The 16,915-nt window shown below is 59.7% G+C and carries 17 protein-coding genes and 1 pseudogene; 10 read left to right on the top strand and 8 right to left on the bottom strand.

The annotated features are described in order from the left end of the window. Positions 1-9 precede the first annotated feature (9 nt). Genes BLQ85_RS19975 through BLQ85_RS19955 form a run of 5 tightly spaced genes read left to right on the top strand, consistent with a single transcriptional unit; the run spans position 10 to position 3,459 of the window. The gene (locus BLQ85_RS19975) at positions 10-1,422 is read left to right on the top strand and encodes a multicopper oxidase family protein (RefSeq protein WP_074579632.1); all 1,413 of its coding nucleotides are present in this window, start codon (positions 10-12) and stop codon (positions 1,420-1,422) included. Between the two features lie 21 nt (positions 1,423-1,443). Continuing rightward, complete coding sequence (locus BLQ85_RS19970; protein WP_083336935.1) at positions 1,444-2,067, top strand: Spy/CpxP family protein refolding chaperone; 624 nt, start codon at positions 1,444-1,446, stop codon at positions 2,065-2,067. Between the two features lie 13 nt (positions 2,068-2,080). Beyond that, positions 2,081-2,578, top strand: coding sequence for a cupredoxin domain-containing protein (locus BLQ85_RS19965; RefSeq protein WP_074579629.1), 498 nt, complete (start codon positions 2,081-2,083; stop codon positions 2,576-2,578). A 25-nt stretch (positions 2,579-2,603) separates the two neighbouring features. After that, positions 2,604-3,089, top strand: coding sequence for a DUF411 domain-containing protein (locus BLQ85_RS19960; protein WP_074579627.1), 486 nt, complete (start codon positions 2,604-2,606; stop codon positions 3,087-3,089). 1 nt (position 3,090) lies between these two features. After that, positions 3,091-3,459, top strand: a complete 369-nt coding sequence (locus BLQ85_RS19955) for a copper-binding protein (RefSeq protein WP_371327321.1) — start codon at positions 3,091-3,093, stop codon at positions 3,457-3,459. Positions 3,460-3,551: 92 nt separating this feature from the next. On the opposite strand, the gene BLQ85_RS19950 is transcribed toward BLQ85_RS19955, so the two are convergent. Beyond that, the gene (locus tag BLQ85_RS19950) at positions 3,552-4,478 is read right to left on the bottom strand and encodes a LysR substrate-binding domain-containing protein (RefSeq protein ID WP_074579626.1); all 927 of its coding nucleotides are present in this window, start codon (positions 4,476-4,478) and stop codon (positions 3,552-3,554) included. A 97-nt stretch (positions 4,479-4,575) separates the two neighbouring features. Here BLQ85_RS19950 and BLQ85_RS19945 point away from each other — a divergent pair, with 97 nt between their 5' ends. Beyond that, on the top strand, positions 4,576-5,031 hold the full coding sequence (locus BLQ85_RS19945; RefSeq protein WP_139201068.1) for a hypothetical protein: 456 nt from the start codon (positions 4,576-4,578) through the stop codon (positions 5,029-5,031). Positions 5,032-5,076: 45 nt separating this feature from the next. Next, positions 5,077-5,607, top strand: a complete 531-nt coding sequence (locus tag BLQ85_RS19940; RefSeq protein ID WP_074579747.1) for a cupredoxin domain-containing protein — start codon at positions 5,077-5,079, stop codon at positions 5,605-5,607. 335 nt (positions 5,608-5,942) lie between these two features. Here the strand turns inward: BLQ85_RS19940 and BLQ85_RS19935 are convergent, their stop codons facing one another. Both BLQ85_RS19935 and BLQ85_RS19930 read right to left on the bottom strand, forming a co-directional pair. Next, a complete protein-coding gene (locus BLQ85_RS19935; protein WP_074579623.1) occupies positions 5,943-6,527 on the bottom strand; it encodes a Crp/Fnr family transcriptional regulator in 585 nt (194 codons plus the stop codon). A gap of 200 nt (positions 6,528-6,727) precedes the next feature. Next, positions 6,728-7,504 carry an AraC family transcriptional regulator gene (locus BLQ85_RS19930; RefSeq protein ID WP_139201067.1) on the bottom strand — a complete coding sequence of 259 codons (777 nt, stop codon included), beginning with the start codon at positions 7,502-7,504 and terminating at the stop codon, positions 6,728-6,730. A 105-nt stretch (positions 7,505-7,609) separates the two neighbouring features. On the opposite strand from BLQ85_RS19930, the gene BLQ85_RS19925 reads away from it, so the two are divergent. After that, the gene (locus BLQ85_RS19925) at positions 7,610-8,284 is read left to right on the top strand and encodes an MSMEG_1061 family FMN-dependent PPOX-type flavoprotein (RefSeq protein ID WP_074579618.1); all 675 of its coding nucleotides are present in this window, start codon (positions 7,610-7,612) and stop codon (positions 8,282-8,284) included. A 304-nt stretch (positions 8,285-8,588) separates the two neighbouring features. Here the strand turns inward: BLQ85_RS19925 and BLQ85_RS19920 are convergent. From BLQ85_RS19920 to BLQ85_RS19910, 3 genes and pseudogenes are all read right to left on the bottom strand, one after another. Next, positions 8,589-8,867: pseudogene (locus BLQ85_RS19920) on the bottom strand (IS21 family transposase); the annotation flags it as partial. A 293-nt stretch (positions 8,868-9,160) separates the two neighbouring features. After that, complete coding sequence (locus BLQ85_RS19915) at positions 9,161-9,937, bottom strand: alpha/beta fold hydrolase (protein WP_074579616.1); 777 nt, start codon at positions 9,935-9,937, stop codon at positions 9,161-9,163. Positions 9,938-10,028: 91 nt separating this feature from the next. Beyond that, the gene (locus BLQ85_RS19910) at positions 10,029-11,273 is read right to left on the bottom strand and encodes an MFS transporter (RefSeq protein ID WP_175456160.1); all 1,245 of its coding nucleotides are present in this window, start codon (positions 11,271-11,273) and stop codon (positions 10,029-10,031) included. Between the two features lie 345 nt (positions 11,274-11,618). Here BLQ85_RS19910 and BLQ85_RS19905 point away from each other — a divergent pair, with 345 nt between their 5' ends. After that, a complete protein-coding gene (locus tag BLQ85_RS19905; protein WP_074579614.1) occupies positions 11,619-12,260 on the top strand; it encodes a LuxR C-terminal-related transcriptional regulator in 642 nt (213 codons plus the stop codon). Positions 12,261-12,298: 38 nt separating this feature from the next. Here BLQ85_RS19905 and BLQ85_RS19900 read toward each other — a convergent pair whose 3' ends face one another. Both BLQ85_RS19900 and BLQ85_RS19895 read right to left on the bottom strand, forming a co-directional pair. Beyond that, entirely contained in the window at positions 12,299-13,096 is a 798-nt protein-coding gene (locus tag BLQ85_RS19900) for a hypothetical protein (protein WP_139201066.1), read from the bottom strand. A gap of 20 nt (positions 13,097-13,116) precedes the next feature. Beyond that, complete coding sequence (locus BLQ85_RS19895) at positions 13,117-14,349, bottom strand: hypothetical protein (RefSeq protein ID WP_254806491.1); 1,233 nt, start codon at positions 14,347-14,349, stop codon at positions 13,117-13,119. Positions 14,350-14,649: 300 nt separating this feature from the next. Between BLQ85_RS19895 and BLQ85_RS19890 the strand changes: the two genes are divergently transcribed. Further along, a complete protein-coding gene (locus tag BLQ85_RS19890) occupies positions 14,650-16,896 on the top strand; it encodes a TonB-dependent receptor (RefSeq protein WP_074579610.1) in 2,247 nt (748 codons plus the stop codon). Positions 16,897-16,915 lie beyond the last annotated feature (19 nt).

Below are 16,915 nucleotides of genomic sequence, written 5' to 3'. Positions count from 1 at the left end.
GAAACCCAAATGACAAACAGAAGAAATTTCCTGGCCGGCGCCGGCGCGCTGACCACCGCGGTTGCCGCCGCTGCGGTCAGCAGGGTCGCCATGGCGGCGCTGCCCGAACCCGTGCTGCAGACCAAGCCCGACACCATGGCGCCCCTGGTGCCCAACACCGGGCGCCCTTATAACCCGGTGGTGACCCTCAATGGCTGGACGCTTCCCTGGCGCATGAACAACGGCGTCAAGGAGTTCCACTTGGTGGCGGAGCCGGTCGTGCGAGAGATGGCGCCCGGCTTCAAGGCGCACCTGTGGGGTTACAACGGCCAGTCGCCTGGGCCCACCATTGAGGTGGTCGAGGGCGATCGGGTGCGCATCTTTGTCACCAACAAACTGCCGGAACACACCAGCGTGCACTGGCACGGCCAACGGCTGCCCAACGGCATGGATGGCGTATCGGGCTTGACCCAGCCGGCCATTCCCGTGGGCAAGACCTTTGTCTACGAGTTTGTGGCCAAACGCCCCGGCACCTTTATGTACCACCCGCATGCCGACGAGATGACGCAGATGGCCATGGGGATGATGGGTTTCTGGATCACCCATCCCAAGGCCAAGCACCCGCTGATCGACGAGGTGAACCGCGATTTCGTGTTCCTGCTCAATGCCTATGACATCGATCCGGGGGCCTACACCCCCAAGATCATGACCATGCTGGACTTCAATCTGTGGAGCTGGAACAGCCGCGTGTTCCCGGGAATCGATCCCCTTGTCGTTCGCAAGAATGACAAGGTGCGCATACGCATCGGCAATCTGACGATGACCAACCACCCGATTCACCTGCACGGGCACGAGTTCCTGGTGACCGGCACCGACGGCGGGCCAACGCCCAAATCCACGCGCTGGTACGAGGTCACGACCGATGTCGCCGTGGGCCAGATGCGGCAGATCGAGTTCCTGGCTGACGAGGAAGGCGACTGGGCTTTCCATTGCCACAAGAGCCACCACACCATGAATGCCATGGGTCACGACGTGCCGACCATGATTGGTGTGGATCACCGCAAGGTCGCACGCGAGATCACCAACGTGATTCCCGACTACATGGTGATGGGCGAACGCGGCATGGCCGACATGGCCGAGATGGAAATGCCCCTGCCCGACAACACCGCGCCCATGATGACCGGCACCGGACCTTTCGGCTCGGTCGAGATGGGCGGCATGTTCTCGGTGGTGAAGGTGCGCAAGGACCAGAAGGCCGGCGATTACAAGGATCCGGGCTGGTACAAGCACCCCGCCGGTGAGGTGGCCTATGAATGGACGGGTTCCTTGCCCAATCCCGCGCGCTTCGCCGCGGAGGGCGGCAAGACTATGCCGGTCCAGAACATGCCCGCCAAAGAAGTGGAAGTCCAGGTGCGCAAGCCCATGGGCAACATGAAGCACTGACTCCCTACCCAAGGAAAACCCATGAAACACATAACGGTTCTCAAGTTCTCCCTTCCCTGCATTCTGTGGCTTGCCGGCTCGGCCGCGATGGCTCAGCAGCATCAGCACGGCTCAGGAACGATGTCCTCGTCGTTACCGGCGGCCAGTCCTTATGCCGGACAGCAGGCCCGCGAAATCAAGGCACTCTCCGCCGCGCAAACGCAGGACCTGCTGGCCGGAAAGGGCATGGAGCTGGCCAAAGCTGCGGAACTCAACGGCTATCCGGGGCCTATGCACACCCTGGAGCTGGCACAGCCACTCGAACTGAGCGCTCAACAAAAGCAGCACACCGAAGCGCTGCTCGCGCGCCACAAAGCCGAAGCCCGGGCGCTAGGCGAGCAGCTGGTGCAGGCTGAGCGCGAACTGGATGCGGCGTTTGCGGCGCGCCGGATTGATGCGGCGACGTTGGCAGGCTATACCCAGCGGATTGGGCAACTGCAGGCGGCGCTGCGCGCCTCCCACTTGAGAACCCATTTGCAACAAACCGAATTCCTGACTTCGGAGCAAGTCAGTCGTTATGCCCAGCTGCGCGGGTACACCGCGTCCGCTGACTCTTCCCCTTCCCCTTCCCCTTCCCCTTCCCCTTCCCCTTCTCATCAACGCTAACCCAAGGAATCCCATGAAGAAAATCAACACCGCAATCCTCGCCGTTCTGATCGCCGGCACAAGCACGTTCGCCATGGCGCACGGCGACGAAGACCACGCCAAAAAGGCAGGCCCCGTTAAAAAGGAACAGAAGGCATGGGGCATTGCCGGCGATGCTAAAACCGTGACCCGCACAGTGACTTTCACCATGACCGACAACATGCGCTTCGATCCCGACAAGCTGGAAGTCAAGCAAGGCGAGACGATCAAATTTGTCATCAAGAATGGCGGGAAAACCATGCACGAAATGGTGTTAGGCACCAAAAAGGACCTGGACGACCATGCCGCGCTGATGATGAAGTTTCCCGGCATGGAGCACGAGGAGCCTTACATGGCCCACGTCGGCCCCGGCAAGACCGGCGAAATCATCTGGACCTTTAACAAGCCAGGCACATTTGATTACGCCTGCCTGATCGCCGGCCACTACCAGGCCGGGATGATGGGCAAAGTCACGGTGGTGGCTTCCAAATAACACCTGAATCCCGACGGAGGACCCTATGCAAAAACGCTCTTTTCTCAAAGCTCTTTCGATCATGGCCGGCGCCCAGTTCGGTCTGGGTGGCGCGGTGTCCGCCAAAACCCGTCCCTTGGTCGAAGTCTGGAAAGACCCCGAATGCGGCTGCTGCAAAGACTGGGTGAAACACCTGGAAGGCAGCGGCTTTGATGTGCGGGTCCACGGCAGCGGCAATACGGCGGCAAGGGCCCGACTCGGCATTCCTGCCAAGCTGGGCTCATGCCACACCGGGCAGGTCGGCGGCTATGCCCTTGAAGGGCATGTACCCGCGCGGGACATTCAGCGGCTGCTGGCGGAGCGCCCGAAAGCGATTGGCCTGGCGGTGCCCGGCATGCCCGTGGGCTCACCGGGCATGGACGGCCCCATTTACGGAGAACGCAAAGACGCTTACGACGTGCTGCTGGTCAAAGCCGACGGCAGCACCAGCATTTTTCAGTCTTATTCCTCGAAATCTTCCACTGCTTCCTGAAATGAAACTCACCATGAAATCTTTCAAAACCCTTCTGATTCTCGCTACCCTGTTCGCCGGCGCAGCACACGCGCAATCGACCATGAAGCCCGGTGGCGGCGCCGTGCCGATGGGCGATGCAAAAAAAGAGGCGACAACACCGTCAGCCGAAATGGCCGATGGCGAGATCCGCAAAGTCGATAAAGAGGCCAAGAAGATCACCATCAAGCATGGTGAGATCAAAAACCTGGAAATGCCGGGTATGACCATGGTGTTTCAGGTCAAGGACGCGGCCATGCTGGACGCTGTCAAAGCGGGCGACAAGATCCGGTTCAGGGCCGAATCTGCTGGCGGCGCCATCGTTGTCACGGAAATTCAGCCAACCCAATAAGGCGACCCGGATCGCCGTAAGTCGGTGACGGTCCGCGGCGGGCCAGGGCATAGACCCATTGGATCTGGTGCGCTCCGGTCAAGGGCGCGGCGTCAAGCCGCTTTCAAATACTCCTGCAGTTTTCGTTCGTCGGCCTGCAGTTGCGCCCGCATGAGCGACAGGAATCTTTTCGCGGTGCCCGACAAGACCTGGCCCGCCGGGATCGCCAAAAGGCAAGAGAACATCACATCCACGCTCAACTTGCGCACCACCAGGCCGCGGTCAGCGTAATCCAGCGCCGTGATCGGATTGACGACGCCCACGCCGAGGCCATGCAGCGCCATCTCGCACACGCTGACCGCATAGGGCGTGTGAACAGACACCGACAGGGTGACACCATGCTCGGCGAGCTTCGCGTCCAACCTCCGCCTCGATGAATCTTCGGGATTCAACGCCAGGAAAGGCAACTCGGCAAGCTGTTCCGGCCGGATCTGCCTGTGCCTGGCGAGCGGGTGCCCTTTTTTCATCACGACCACGCCGGGAAATGTCGCGAATGTCGTCGGCTCCAGGCCGTCCACGGACACCTCATCGGCCATCAGTCCGAAGTCGGCCAACCCGGATACGACCCGGTCTTTCACTTCTTTTGAGCTGAGGATCTGCAGGGATACATGGGGCCGGGGACCCTTCGCGGCAGAGGCCATCAGTTGCTTCAGGCATCGCGGCATGAAACCAAGCCCGAACGCGGGATAGCAGGCCACCTGCAATTGGTCGACCCCGAATTCCCTGAGGCTCTTGACACGATGTTCAATCGCTCCCAGGCCAACGAATACGCGCTCGACCTCCACCAGCAAGGCCTTCGCTTCGGGGGTGGGGTGCAGCCGCCCGCGCAAGCGCTGAAAGAGGGCGAAGCCGGCCTCGGCTTCCAGGCGCTTGAGCGACTGGCTGATCGCGGGTTGCGTCACGCCCAGCAGGCCGGCGGCCTTGCGCGCCGAACCGCTCGACATGATGGCCCGGAAGGTCTCGACCTCATTCACACGCATATAACTTCCGATTATTGAGTGAAAACAAATCTATCCAATATCTTATCGGGTCGATCTTAGACTGCAAATGCGTTCAACTCACCAAGAGGACACCGACATGAGCATTCGAATCGCTGTGATTGCAGCCGCGCTGGCGCTGGGAATGGCTGGCGCCCAGGCGCACGATTTCGGCCCGGACATCGCCAAATACCAGCAAGTCGCGGCGAGCAAGAAGCTCGACAGCAACGAGGCCATCCAGGCGCGCCTGGCACTGGAGCGTGCCCAGGGCCAGATGGACCAGGCTGACGTCAAGATGCTGCTGCGCATTCGAAGCCTCACCAACGCCGGCCTGCGCGAACTCGGTGAGCAGCCCGCGTTCCTTTCCAGTGAGTACAAGCGACTCGAGGCGGCACTGGCCAACCCCAAGGTCAACGACCCGGCAAAGGTCGCCAAGGCCCGCGAGATCTTCGCGCAGCTCAATCACGAGAAGCCGGTCTATGAAGCGTTGGAGACCGAGGCCGTGGAGAGCATGAAGCAGGCGCTCAAGCTGATCGAGGCTGCCCCGTCCAGGTAAGACGCCAAAAGACTGCTGCAAATGTACGCAATCGTGGACCTCCAGATGAAAGTACTGATCGCACTGCTGGCCGCGGCACTGATGGGCGTGCCGCAGGGGGCCGTGGCTCATGAAGGCGAAGATCACAGCAAGAAGAAGGCCGGGCCGGTCAAGAAGGAACAGAAGGCCTGGGGCATCGCGGGTGAAGCCGGGGCGGCCGAGCGTTCGGTTGAACTGGTCATGACGGACAGCATGCGCTTCACCCCGGACAAAATCGAAATCAGACAGGGCGAGACCGTCAAGTTCGTCGTGAAGAACGGCGGCAAGATGATGCACGAGATGGTGATCGGCAACAAGAAGGAGCTTGACGAGCACGCCGCCCTGATGATGAAGTTTCCGGCCATGGAGCACGACGAGCCCTACATGACCCACGTGGCGCCCGGCGAGGTCGGTGAATTGGTCTGGACCTTCAATCGCTCAGGCGATTTCGACTTCGCATGTCTGATTGCCGGCCACTACCAAGCCGGAATGGTCGGCAAGATCAAGGTCGTTGCCACGGAAAAGAGCGACGGCCATGGCAAAGCTCACAAGCACTAACGGTGCCATTAGCCGCCGCGGCGTTTTGACTGCGGCGGCGAGCATGTAGGCGCGCCTCTGCCGTCATTCGCGCAGACCCAAGTTGCGGGGGCGTGTAGTGATCACATCACATCGCTTCGCGATATGAGTGCCCCCCAAACCAATAAACCTGGCGGATTCGCCGGGCGGTGCTGTTTGAAAAAAGAAGAAGAGAAAAGGAAAGAGTGTCAAAATGGCTGGACAGCCTGCAACCAGCCGTGACTATCAGCCCCCTGCAGATGCTCAAGCCCACACATCAACGGCGGCGCGCTGGATCACCGCACCAAGCAAAGCCTCTCGTCCCCTGATCATGGCGCTTACGCGCCGAGTGCATACCTCTTCAGTCCCTCAAGGTCCAGCACCTCTATCGACCCATATTGCACCTTGATCAAGCCGACGGTTTCCAGTTCGTGCAGCGCTCGGTAGGCGGTCTGCCTCACCATGCCGGTCAGCCGGCCTATCTCCTCCTGGGAAATATCTATGCGCAGCTGTGTGTTCGGGTACAGCTGCGGATTGAAGAGCTCGGCCAGGCAGTAGGCCACCCGGGTATTCACATCCCCCAGGCGCAGGCCTTCGACCAGCGCCACGTAGTAACCCAGGCGCGCGTTGAGCTGGTCTATCAGCCAGCGGCTGAAAGAATGGCTGTTGTCCAGCAGCCAGAGGAAAGTGGCGCGCGGCACAAACGCCACCGTGCTGTCGCGGATCGCGACCACGGCATAAGGGCGCGGCTCGCCCTTGAGCACCGCGCCTTCACCGAACCAGGCACCGCCGGGAACGCCGGCAAAGGTCGTGGCCCGGCCGTCGGCCGAGACCGTGTCGACCTTGACCAGGCCGTCGACGACGGCCAGCCAGTGTTCGGACGGTGATGCCTCACATGAGGATGGCGCTGGTAAGGGGGCCAACTCTTTGGACTCGTGTTTACCACTACGCTACGAGAGCGTGCTGCAGTTCACGCGAGAGTACGGGCGGATGTTCGGGCTTCCACCGATGAAGGAAGCCGTTGCCGCGAAGAGTGCTGCGGTAGCTGTATAGGAGTCCGGTGCGTGGCAAACCGCCGCTCGAACGGATTGCACTACTCGACCGTCAGCTTGCCAAAGCGGCTTCACAGGCGGGCTTTGTATGTGGCCGGGGTTTCACCGAAGGTGCGTCGGAAAAGATTGATGAAGGCGCTCGCGGTGGAATAGCCCAGGTCCAGGGCAACCGTGGTCACGGCGGCGCCCGCCGCCAGCATTTCAAGCGATCGCATCATGCGGGCACGCTGCCGCCACTCGGTGAAGTTGAAGCCCGTCTCGGCGACGAAACGCCTGGTTAATGTGCGCGTACTCACGGCCGCGAAATCGGCCCAGCGCTCCAGGTCGCGATCGTCTGCCGGGTCCGCAATCAGGGCGCGAGCGACTCGCTGCAAGCGCGGGTCTTTCGGCAAAGGCAGGCCGAGCGGTTCAACGGGCAGTGTCCGGATTTCGTCCAGGATCACGTCGGCAACGTGTGCCTGCGCGCCGCTCAGCGGTTCACTGGCGTTGACAGGCCAGTGCGCAGCGCGAAGCACCGCTTCACGCAACAAGCCGGACAAGCGAATGGTGCAAGGCTGTGGCGGCAAATCGCCGCACGCGGATTCCGCCACATACACGCTCCAGCCGTGAAAAGGCCCATGCGTGCGCCCGGAATGAATCTGGCGAGGCGGCAGCCACACAGCGTGAATCGCCGGCACCAGCCAGACGCCCTCTTGTACACCTACAGACAACAAGCCACGCATCGAGCCGAAAAGCTGGCCACGCGCATGCTGGTGCGGCTCTGCCGCCAGCTCATCCTCATGGCGGCCTTCCGCGGCAAAGAGCACCGGGCCGTCCGCCAGGTTGATGTAGTCGTCCAGGTGGCTCATAGGATCATGCATGGCGGATTTGAGATATTGAATGGCCGATACAGTTTACGGGAGCCACTCAACAGTGCTTAGGCTAGGGGCCTGCCACTTCAAGAAAGCCACCTCATGAACACCCAGGACGCGATCCCAACAACACTCCAGCAACCGGCCTCTCAAGCGCCGCAAGCTGATCTCGATGCGCTCTACGCGCCGCCGTCAGAAAGAATCCAGCGTGCCGTGCTTGACCATCTGGTCGACTTTCACAAAGCCTACCTGCGCAAAGCGACGTTCTTTTGCCTGGCTACGGGGAGCGAACACGGGCTGGACGCATCGCCGCGCGGCGGTCCACCCGGATTCGTTCACGTACTGGACGAGAACACCGTCGCTTTTGCCGACTGGCCGGGCAACAACCGGATCGAATCACTGCGAAACCTGCAGCGCGACCAGAGGCTTGCGATGGTGTTCCTGTTCCCAGGGCTGGAGATTTTCCTGCGTATCAACGGCCGGGGACGCATCTCTACCGACAAAGATTTGTTGTCCGACCTTCGCGAAGGGCCGCGCATGCCCAAAACGGCAACAGTCGTGCAGATCGACGAAGTGCTGTTCCACTGCGGCAAGGCCGTCAACCGCGCCCAGCTTTGGGAGCACAGCTCAAGGTTGGACCGCGACACCCTGCCCACAGTGGGTGACATGCTCGCGGCCATCAGCCGGCTCCACGATGCCTCCAGCGGTCTCGATGACGCGCAAGTTCAACAGATCAACGAGCACTACGATCAAGCGGTGCGCAATGATCTGTATTGACGACCAGCTGTTATTCGAAGGTCGGGCTCTTTGCAGGATTCCCGCATCTCACGACGCGGTTTCCCCGCCATAGTGCTCCGCAAAGAATTCAATCAACAAATGCAACGGTTTGGGTTGATGCTGGCAGGACAGGTAGACAGCCCGCGCAGGTAGCCAAGGAGGCTCCCGGCCCGTAAGGCACTCAGCTAGGTTTATTCGAGAATGTTGAATTGCACTGAAGTCTGACCCGAGTTTTCCATCGAATTTTGACCAACACTCTTTGTGAGCAGAAGGTGCTCACGATGTGGATAAGTTCTTGATCTTCTCCTTTTTGGGCTGAGTCTGTGTGGATCTGCCTCAAAGTGCGCCGCTGTTTCCGCGATTTTGTTGCCTCGATTACCAGCCAGGCGGCCAGCTTCTCGGCGTAGGGATCGAGCTTGCTTGGGGTTGCCCGCCTTTGGTAGCTGGGCTCGCTCTCTTCCGATCGCAGGTGCTTCTTCACTGTGTTGCGAGCCAGGCCTGTACGCCTTGAGATCTCGCGGATGGACATCTGATCCCTCAATGCCCAACGCCTGATGACATTCAATGTCGCCACGTCTATCACTCCTAATTTCCCTCTGCTTTTAAAACAAGCAGAGTAGTGCCTACGTGGGTCAGTTTTGGATGGAAATTACTGCGATAAGTGGATCAGATTTCGACGGAATTCAACAAATTAAAGTCGTAAACAGGGGCCGAGGATCCATGCGGGTCCGCGGCGTTAAGAATTTACAACTAACGAACCTGAAGTCGTAAACAGCGGCGGACCCCTTCTGAAATGCATGGATTCAGATTCGTGCCTGCAACCCCTGCCGAAAATTCAGCGGCAAAACGTTATTCAGACACAACTTGCAATGGACGTCAGTTTGTCGCTGCTTCCTGGATGAGTGCAGCCACCTCTGCGGGATGCGAAACCATCAGCGCATGGGATGCGCCTTTGACCACCACGGTCTTCTTGGCTTGGGCTCGGTCGGCCATGAAGCCCATCGCTGCTGGCGGGATGTTCAGATCATCCGTACCATAAATGGCCCAGCTGGGAATTGACTTCCAAGCCGGCGCGGGAGAGGCTTCTTGCAGGGCTGCTGCCTTGACCGGCCTCTGTGTGGCCGCCATGGCCCTGGCTTCGGCGAGGGGAACGTCCGCTGCGAACTGTTGCGGGAACTTTTCTTGCTGGACGTAAAGGTCTTCACCGCCATCGGGCAGTGGCACTGGTGCAGCCAGGGCCGGCGGCAGCGTCGAACCCGGGAATTTCCCGGTCAAGGCCAGCGCACTCTCGCCCTCGGCGGGCGCGAAGGCTGCGACGAACACGAGTGCTTTGACCTTGTCGAGACCATTGGCTGCGGCCGAAATGACCGAGCCGCCGTATGAGTGCCCGACAAGCACAACCGGGCCGGCGATTGACTTCATCAGCGACGCCACGTACGCACCATCGTTTGCCACGCCGCGCAAGGGGTTGGCTGCTGCAACGACGGGGTAGCCCTGCCTGGTTAACTCCGCAACGACACCATTCCAACTGGACGAGCCGGCAAAAGCGCCATGGACAAGGACGATCGTCGGCTTGGGGCCGGCGGCCCCTGCGCTTACGGCCGAGAAGGCCAATATGCCGACCGCAAGGGTACGCGGGATTAACTTGAACATGGAATCTCCTTTGGAAAATGCGCCGACCCCGTCAGCGCGGTTGATGAAACAGTCAAGGCCGGTCGATTCAGGCGCGGCGGCGCTTGGCGGCTTATCCGGCTGCTACGCCCGAAGGCAATCTTTTGAGATCGAAAGTTCGCTCCTTTAGAACACTGCAGGCGGCCAAGGCCAAGCCGGACAGCGTCAGTATTGCGGCCACCCACGGAAGGTGCGCCAGATCGACTCCTTGAGTGATGGCCGCACCACCCAGCCATGCTCCCAGGGCGTTTCCGAGGTTGAACGCAGCGATGTTGAGGCTGGAAGCCATGCTCTGCCCGGCCCCCTGCGCCTTGTTCAGCACTCGCAGCTGTAGTGGCGCCACGGTAGAAAACGCTCCTGTGCCAAGCAGTCCGACAAAAAGGACTGCGGTCACACGGTTTTCCATGGCGAACCCCATCGACACGAGGATGACGGCCAATGCCGCCAGCGATCCAAGCAGCATTCGCACCGGTGCGCGGTCTGTCAAGCGGCCACCGATGACGTTCCCAAAAACCATGCCCACGCCAAACATGAGCAAAATCACTGAGACCTGCGACTCCACGAATCCCGTGACCTGCGTCAACAAGGGCTGAACATACGTGAAGACTGCAAACACGCCAGCGAAGCCGAAGACGGTCGCCCCCAGTCCCAGCAACACATGAGCTCGGCCCAGGACCGTGAATTCCTCCCGTAGTGACACACGGCTACCGCAACCAGCCTCTTTCGCCGACACAAAGATGGCAAGGACGGCTATCGCTACAAGGCCGATGACGGATACCGCCCAAAACGTGGAACGCCATCCAAAATGCAACCCGAGCCACGAGCCGGCCGGCACACCCAGGAGGGTCGCCACCGTGAGTCCAGTGAACATTGTTGACAGCGCTGCCGCCCTGCGATCTGCCGACACCACGCTCGTGGCCACGACAGCACCAATGCCAAAAAAAGTCCCGTGCGCAAGTGAGGTGATAACGCGGGCGACCATAAGCGCCGCATAGTTGGGTGCTAGCGCGCAGGCCACATTACCGAGTGTGAAGATCCCCATCAAAATCAGGAGCGCCTTCTTGCGCGGCACACGGCTCATCAACGCCGTCAGTACCGGAGCACCCACAAAAACGCCCAATGCGTAGCCCGAGATCAGCAGCCCCGCCGTAGGTACGCTGACATGCATGTCTGCCGCTAGCTGAAGCAGCAAACCCATGATGACGAACTCTGTCGTGCCAATCCCGAAGGCGCCTATCGTCAGCGCGTAGATGGCCATGGAGGACCGCTTGCCGACCGGAATCGGCGAGCTTGAGGTGAAGGTGCTCGGCTTGTTCATTGAATGTCGTCCGTGGTGGCCGTTTTCTGAAGCGTTAGTGGCTTGATTGAAGAATACGGACGGGCTCAAGTCGTCGCATCTCCCGGAAACAAGGCCTTCATGGCGGCGTAATGGGAGATGTACGCGTCCTCCTTTTGGAGGAGTTACCGCGCTTGCCGGCGTGATGCAAGGAAATCGGGCGGTCGGGCGGGTTGCATTCACACAAATTCACACCGTGTGGTGTTCCGCATGGGTTGTTAAATGGAATTCACGGCAATTCACTTCCCATCGGCAAAGAGAGGAATGATCATCGGCTACACCACCGGCGTGCATTTCGCCCGTCGATAGGAACCGTGGAGTCAGACCATGCTTAATTCCCTCAGGATCGGGGTGCAGGTGTTTTGCAGCGACCCGTTGGTGCGCACCGGGCTTAAGGCGGCATTTGGCGAAGAGCCCGATCTAGCCTGGGTACCGCAGGGCGAAGCCAATGCCGATGTCGTCGTCGCAGATTACGAACGGGGCCTGCAGCTTATCGACGAGGCCAAGGCGGAGGGCAGCGCCTCCCCCTATCGCCAAAAAGTACTGATACTGACCGCTCGCGAAAGCGAGTGGGAGATCAGGACAGCCTTGGAGCGAGGCGCGCGAGGCTACCTGGTTCATGGATGCGACCTGCCAGAATTGATGGTCGCGGTTCGGACCGTGCACCGCGGGATGCGCCACCTGTGCGCGCCTGCGGCTCGGCGCCTGGCGGACAGCATGGCACATGCGACTTTGACCAACCGGGAAGTCGAGGTCTTGCGCCTTGTTGTTGAAGGCTGCGGCAACAAGGTGATCGCCCGCGAGCTCGACATCGCAGTCGGCACCGTCAAGTCGCACCTCAAGACGATTTTTGAAAAGCTCGGAGCCAAGAGCCGAACAGAGGTCGCAAAGCTGGCTGAACGGCGGGGTTTGCTGTCATCTTCGCCGGCCGACGTGGCCGCGTCGCCGAGGGTAGCAACTTCTGCCTAGTGGGGGCGTCGGTAGCGCTCCCCGGCAGGCGCCTATGTTTAGAGCTCCCGCAATTTTCGGAGTCCCCGTCGCGCCGTCTCATTGATGACCTCGAAAGGAATCCGGGCATCTTCGTCGCAGGCGATCGCGCTTTGCCCGGCTTGTTCGAAGGCCGCGCACATGCGATTGCCCTGAGGATCCTCGAGGCTTGCATGCACTCGTACCTGGAAGTGTCCGGACTTCCACACCGTTTCGGGTCGAAATCGCCAATGCCTTTCCCCCTGTGACAAGGTCACGCGCCCCTCCAGGCGCCGTCCATCCGAGGCTGACACCGCAATCAGGTCCTTGGCGTTCGCATTCAGCGCGGCAGGAAACTGGATTTCCAGAGGCTCGCGACCGCCAGGCTTGGGCAACAGGAGCCGCCACGCCCGGGTATCGATCCGGGCACGAATGGCAGGTGATATGTTCCACGATTTTCTAATTGGACGAGGAAGCTGGGGATCGGCGATGGTCATGGTGATGCGTTGACCGTTCCGAAGCGCCAAGCCTGCTTGCCTATTGGGGCCAACGTCCGTTTTAACGCGCCCGGGATGCATCAGTATGGCAATTCGCTTCCCGTCGGGGCTGGTCAGCGGGATGTCGTAAAAAGCACCAGCTATTGGATTTCCCCTGTCATCCGTCAGCGAAACGCGGGAAATGTCCAACACACCTCCCAGGGGCCTGTCCAATACCAGTTCAATCCGCAAGAGATTTTCAGGCACGCTTTCGCCCGACGGCAGTATCTTCGGGGCACTGCTCACAGCTCCGCACATCGTGGCAGTGACGATGGTCAATGCTGATGTAAACACCACGTTCATAAGCCGCCCCGCCTTTTTTCTCACTGAGACAACTCGGGGAAACCTTCGATGGCACGGAAATACTTGTGGTAACCGCTCCACTTATCGTTAGGCGGGTATTTGTAATCTTTGAAGTCGTACTCATTGACAAAATCGCTCAAACGCAAATAAGCGCCTTTGGGAATGGATACCAATTGCATCCGCCCCGACGCCTCATCGCGCCGGAGCGCCAGCAAAAGCTCTTTATTGAGGTTGTCCAGCCGCATAACGGTGCTCATAGGCACCATGATTGATTTGGCCCCTAGATAGGGCTCTGTCGGCCATTTGATGGGTGTGTTCAACCCTGGCTTGGCGGCGGCATCCGAAATCACCGAAAACGAAAGCAGGTCCGCGGCGCGGCTGCTATTGGTGATCAGGGCATAGTTTTCCTCTCCAGCGCTGAACGTGACAATGCCCGTCGGCGCGCTTCCCCAACCGAGCTCACCCACGGTTTTGCCGGTAATGTGCGTGCCGGCTTTCAGATCGGTTAATGGAATTGTGACGAGCGGCGTGCAGGTATAAGCGGCCACCAAGGTGGGCACACCCGACAGTGACATGATGGTCATAGCGCGAATGGGCGCCCGCGTCTCGATCTGATCATGGACTGGATGGTAAATCTCAACCGTCGTAGCTGAAGGCTTGCCGGTGAATGGGTAGTCGTATACACGCAGCGTGGATGCGAACTCCTGGTTAGACAGCCCCGCGACATACAGTTTGTTCTCGTAAAACTTCATGTCGGTAACCGTCAGGCTTCGATACGGCAAGGTACGCCAGAAATTTGCGTCTGCGCCTGGAAGGTCAGTAACTGGAGTGGACTTTTGGGTGATATTCGCCAGATCAATCTTTTGAACCTTGCCCGCGGAGTTAATCGTCACCACTGCGGGCTTGTTCGTCGCCTTGTCCTGTTGAATGGTCACTGCGACGTACGCAAGGCCGGTGCCAGGCTGCACCACCATGTCCTCAAACCGAAGCGAACTGCGGCTCACGCGCAGCACGCCGGCGATTGGCCCTTGGATGTCGCTTAGATTGAAGGGCGCAGGGGCGTCCGCCTTTGCAGTAGAGATCGGAACGGTAACTGCATGAATGCGCCCATTCTTCCAATCCGCAATAAACAGAGTGCTCGCATCGCCAAAGGTCAATTTGGCGGCGGAAGCGATGCGCTCACTGGCGAGCGCCCCGTTTACGTGAGATAGCAGCGCCATAGCTGCCAGCACTAGTAGAGGCTTGAATGTCATATCGGCCTTTTACAAATAGTGGATGAAATGCGTTGAGAACTGCGCGGCCTTCAGCCATCCGCGCCAGGCAACTATCTCTCGCGCGACCCGGCCAGGTCTATCGGCCAAGAGGCCCCTTTTTTGTTACCTCTTTTGGATGGAGCAGTCTCTGCAGTAGCGGGAACGTCGCTGCTGCAAGCGGTGTTGCTCTTTAACAACCTTTCGCAGCGGAAATGCTTTGAATCGCCCGAAACGACGCCCGTTTGAGCCGCTTCCAAATCAAATTCACAACGATTAACACTGCACGCAATGCGGCGCTGCATGATTCTGGATCAGTGCCGAAAATGGGCCATCGTGGCGGGAATTCAAATGCAAAAAAGAACATATCGGGCGTGCAGAAGTGTGGCAGCGGGACTGCTCACTCCGTTACTGGTGGTCTCAGGGTTGACGAAAGTCAATGCGCAGGGCTTGCCGGTCGAGGATTCAGCAGCGACTTCATCTCTCAAGGAAGTGGTGGTAAGCGTTGAGCGCCGCGAAACCGTGTTGCGCAAAACGCCGATGTCTGTGGGCGTGGTGGGCGAGGCCGAGATCGAGGCCAAGGGCGTAGCCCAACTTAGTGACTTGGTGGCGCTTGTACCTGGCGTTGCAGTGCCGAATGGCTTTAGCAATCAGCCGCAGGCCGTAGGCATCCGTGGGGTCGGCGTGTCATTACCGGCCATGAGTCAGGCGGTGGGGATCTACGTCGACGATGTGCCGCTTGTGCGCGGCTATGCCAACGCCCTGTGGGATCTGCCGGACATGGAACGCATTGAGGTGTTGCGCGGGCCGCAGGGAACCTTGTATGGACAAAATCTGACGGCCGGCGCGGTGAAGCTCATCTCTGCCGATCCCACTGTTGAACGCTCGGCTTGGCTATCCGCGGGCTTTGGCAGCCAGGGGGCGCGAGAAGTTCATGGCTTTGCAACCGGCGCCATAGGTGGAACGGCCGAGGAGCCGACAACCGCCAGCATCGCCTTCTCCCGTCGCAGCAACGATGGATTTGGCCACAACGCCACCTTGAATAAAGACGTTAACAGGCTCGACGCCACGCAATTTCGAGCGAAATTCCGATGGCAGACATCCGGCGGAAATAGTGTGGTGTGGTCTATTGACGGCTTGAAAGACACGTCGGACACCAACACATCGAACTTTCCTTTGAATGATCCAAGAGCAGCCCCACGCGTCACTTTTACCGCGGTGGACGCCGGCGCCTTCAGACGTATTGCAGGCGGTACGTCACTGAAGATCACCAGCCAAGTCAACGCGGACACCGTGTTCAAGTCCATCACGGCATTGCGCGGCTACCGTGATGACCCGACAGTGGCCGACTTCGGCGGACTCGCCGTGCAGCGGTACACATTGTCCCAGAGCGTGGAACAGCGGACGTTGTCTCAAGAATTGCAGTTGCAGCGCGACGCCGGCACAAACCAGTGGACGGTAGGGCTGATGTTTATCGCGGACAACTTCGCATTTGATCGCTTTCTTGCGGTAACACCGCCCGGTGCACCGGCTACCAGATACACCGAAGCACAGACGTATCAGCAGACACGCGATGTCGGCCTTTATGGCCAGCTCCGGCATGCGTTTTCAGCACAAACGGCACTCACCATGGGCTTGCGCGCATATCACACCCAGGAAACCGGGTTCAACCGATTCTGGCTGACGCAGGCTCAACAGGTGCGAACGACACAGGTGTACGACGCCAACAACCTGTCTACCTCGACAAGCGGCCTGCTGCCCCGGATCAGCCTTGAGCATCAGTGGACACCCGACATATTCCTCTACGGCAGTTACACCAAAGGCGCAAAATTTGCCGGCTTCAATCGCGCGGCCGAGTCCCTGCTGTCCGCGCAGGTAGCGGCCAATCCTGAGCGCGTGACCACCTATGAGCTGGGGAGCAAGGGGCGCTTCTTTGACGGCAAGCTCACGGCCAGCGCCGCGTTGTTCTACAACCAGTACCGGGACTACCTGGCTTCGCTGTCCAACAGCGTTGTCAACGGGGTGGTGGTAACGGATCCCGTGCTGGTCAATGCGGGCAGGGCCAAGACCTACGGCCTGGATGTGGAACTGGCCGGCCAGCTGGCGCGCCAAACCCAATGGACACTGGCGGCTGAATTTCTGCAAGCGCGGTTTGATCAATTCGCAAACCCCACCGGAGCTGCTGCCAGCAACTTCACCGGCAACGACCTGCCATATGCGGCTCATGTGTCATTGAGTGCCAGCCTGCGTCACGTGGTGCCCATATCAGGTGGCGGGGCCTTGGCGCTGACCGGCAGCGTGCAATACACCGCACCCCAATTCACCGACGTGGCCAACACGCCCGATCTGAAGTCGCCGGAGCAGACCTATGTCAATGTGGATGCCACCTACACCGACCCGAACGGGCGATGGAGTGTGTCGCTCAGGATCAAGAACCTGCTGAACAAGACTTATGCTCTCGTACGCACCCGCATTGCTCCGGTAGGGGTCGATTCGGTGTTCTATAACGCTCCACGGACCGCCTTGCTGACCGCAAGATACAGTTTTTAGGGCTTATCGCTTCAGGAAT

Origin of the sequence: Polaromonas sp. JS666, assembly GCF_900103405.1 — a bacterium.
GTDB lineage: Bacteria > Pseudomonadota > Gammaproteobacteria > Burkholderiales > Burkholderiaceae_C > Polaromonas.
Note: the sequence above shows the minus strand (reverse complement) of the source record. Positions and strands in the feature narration are given on the sequence as shown.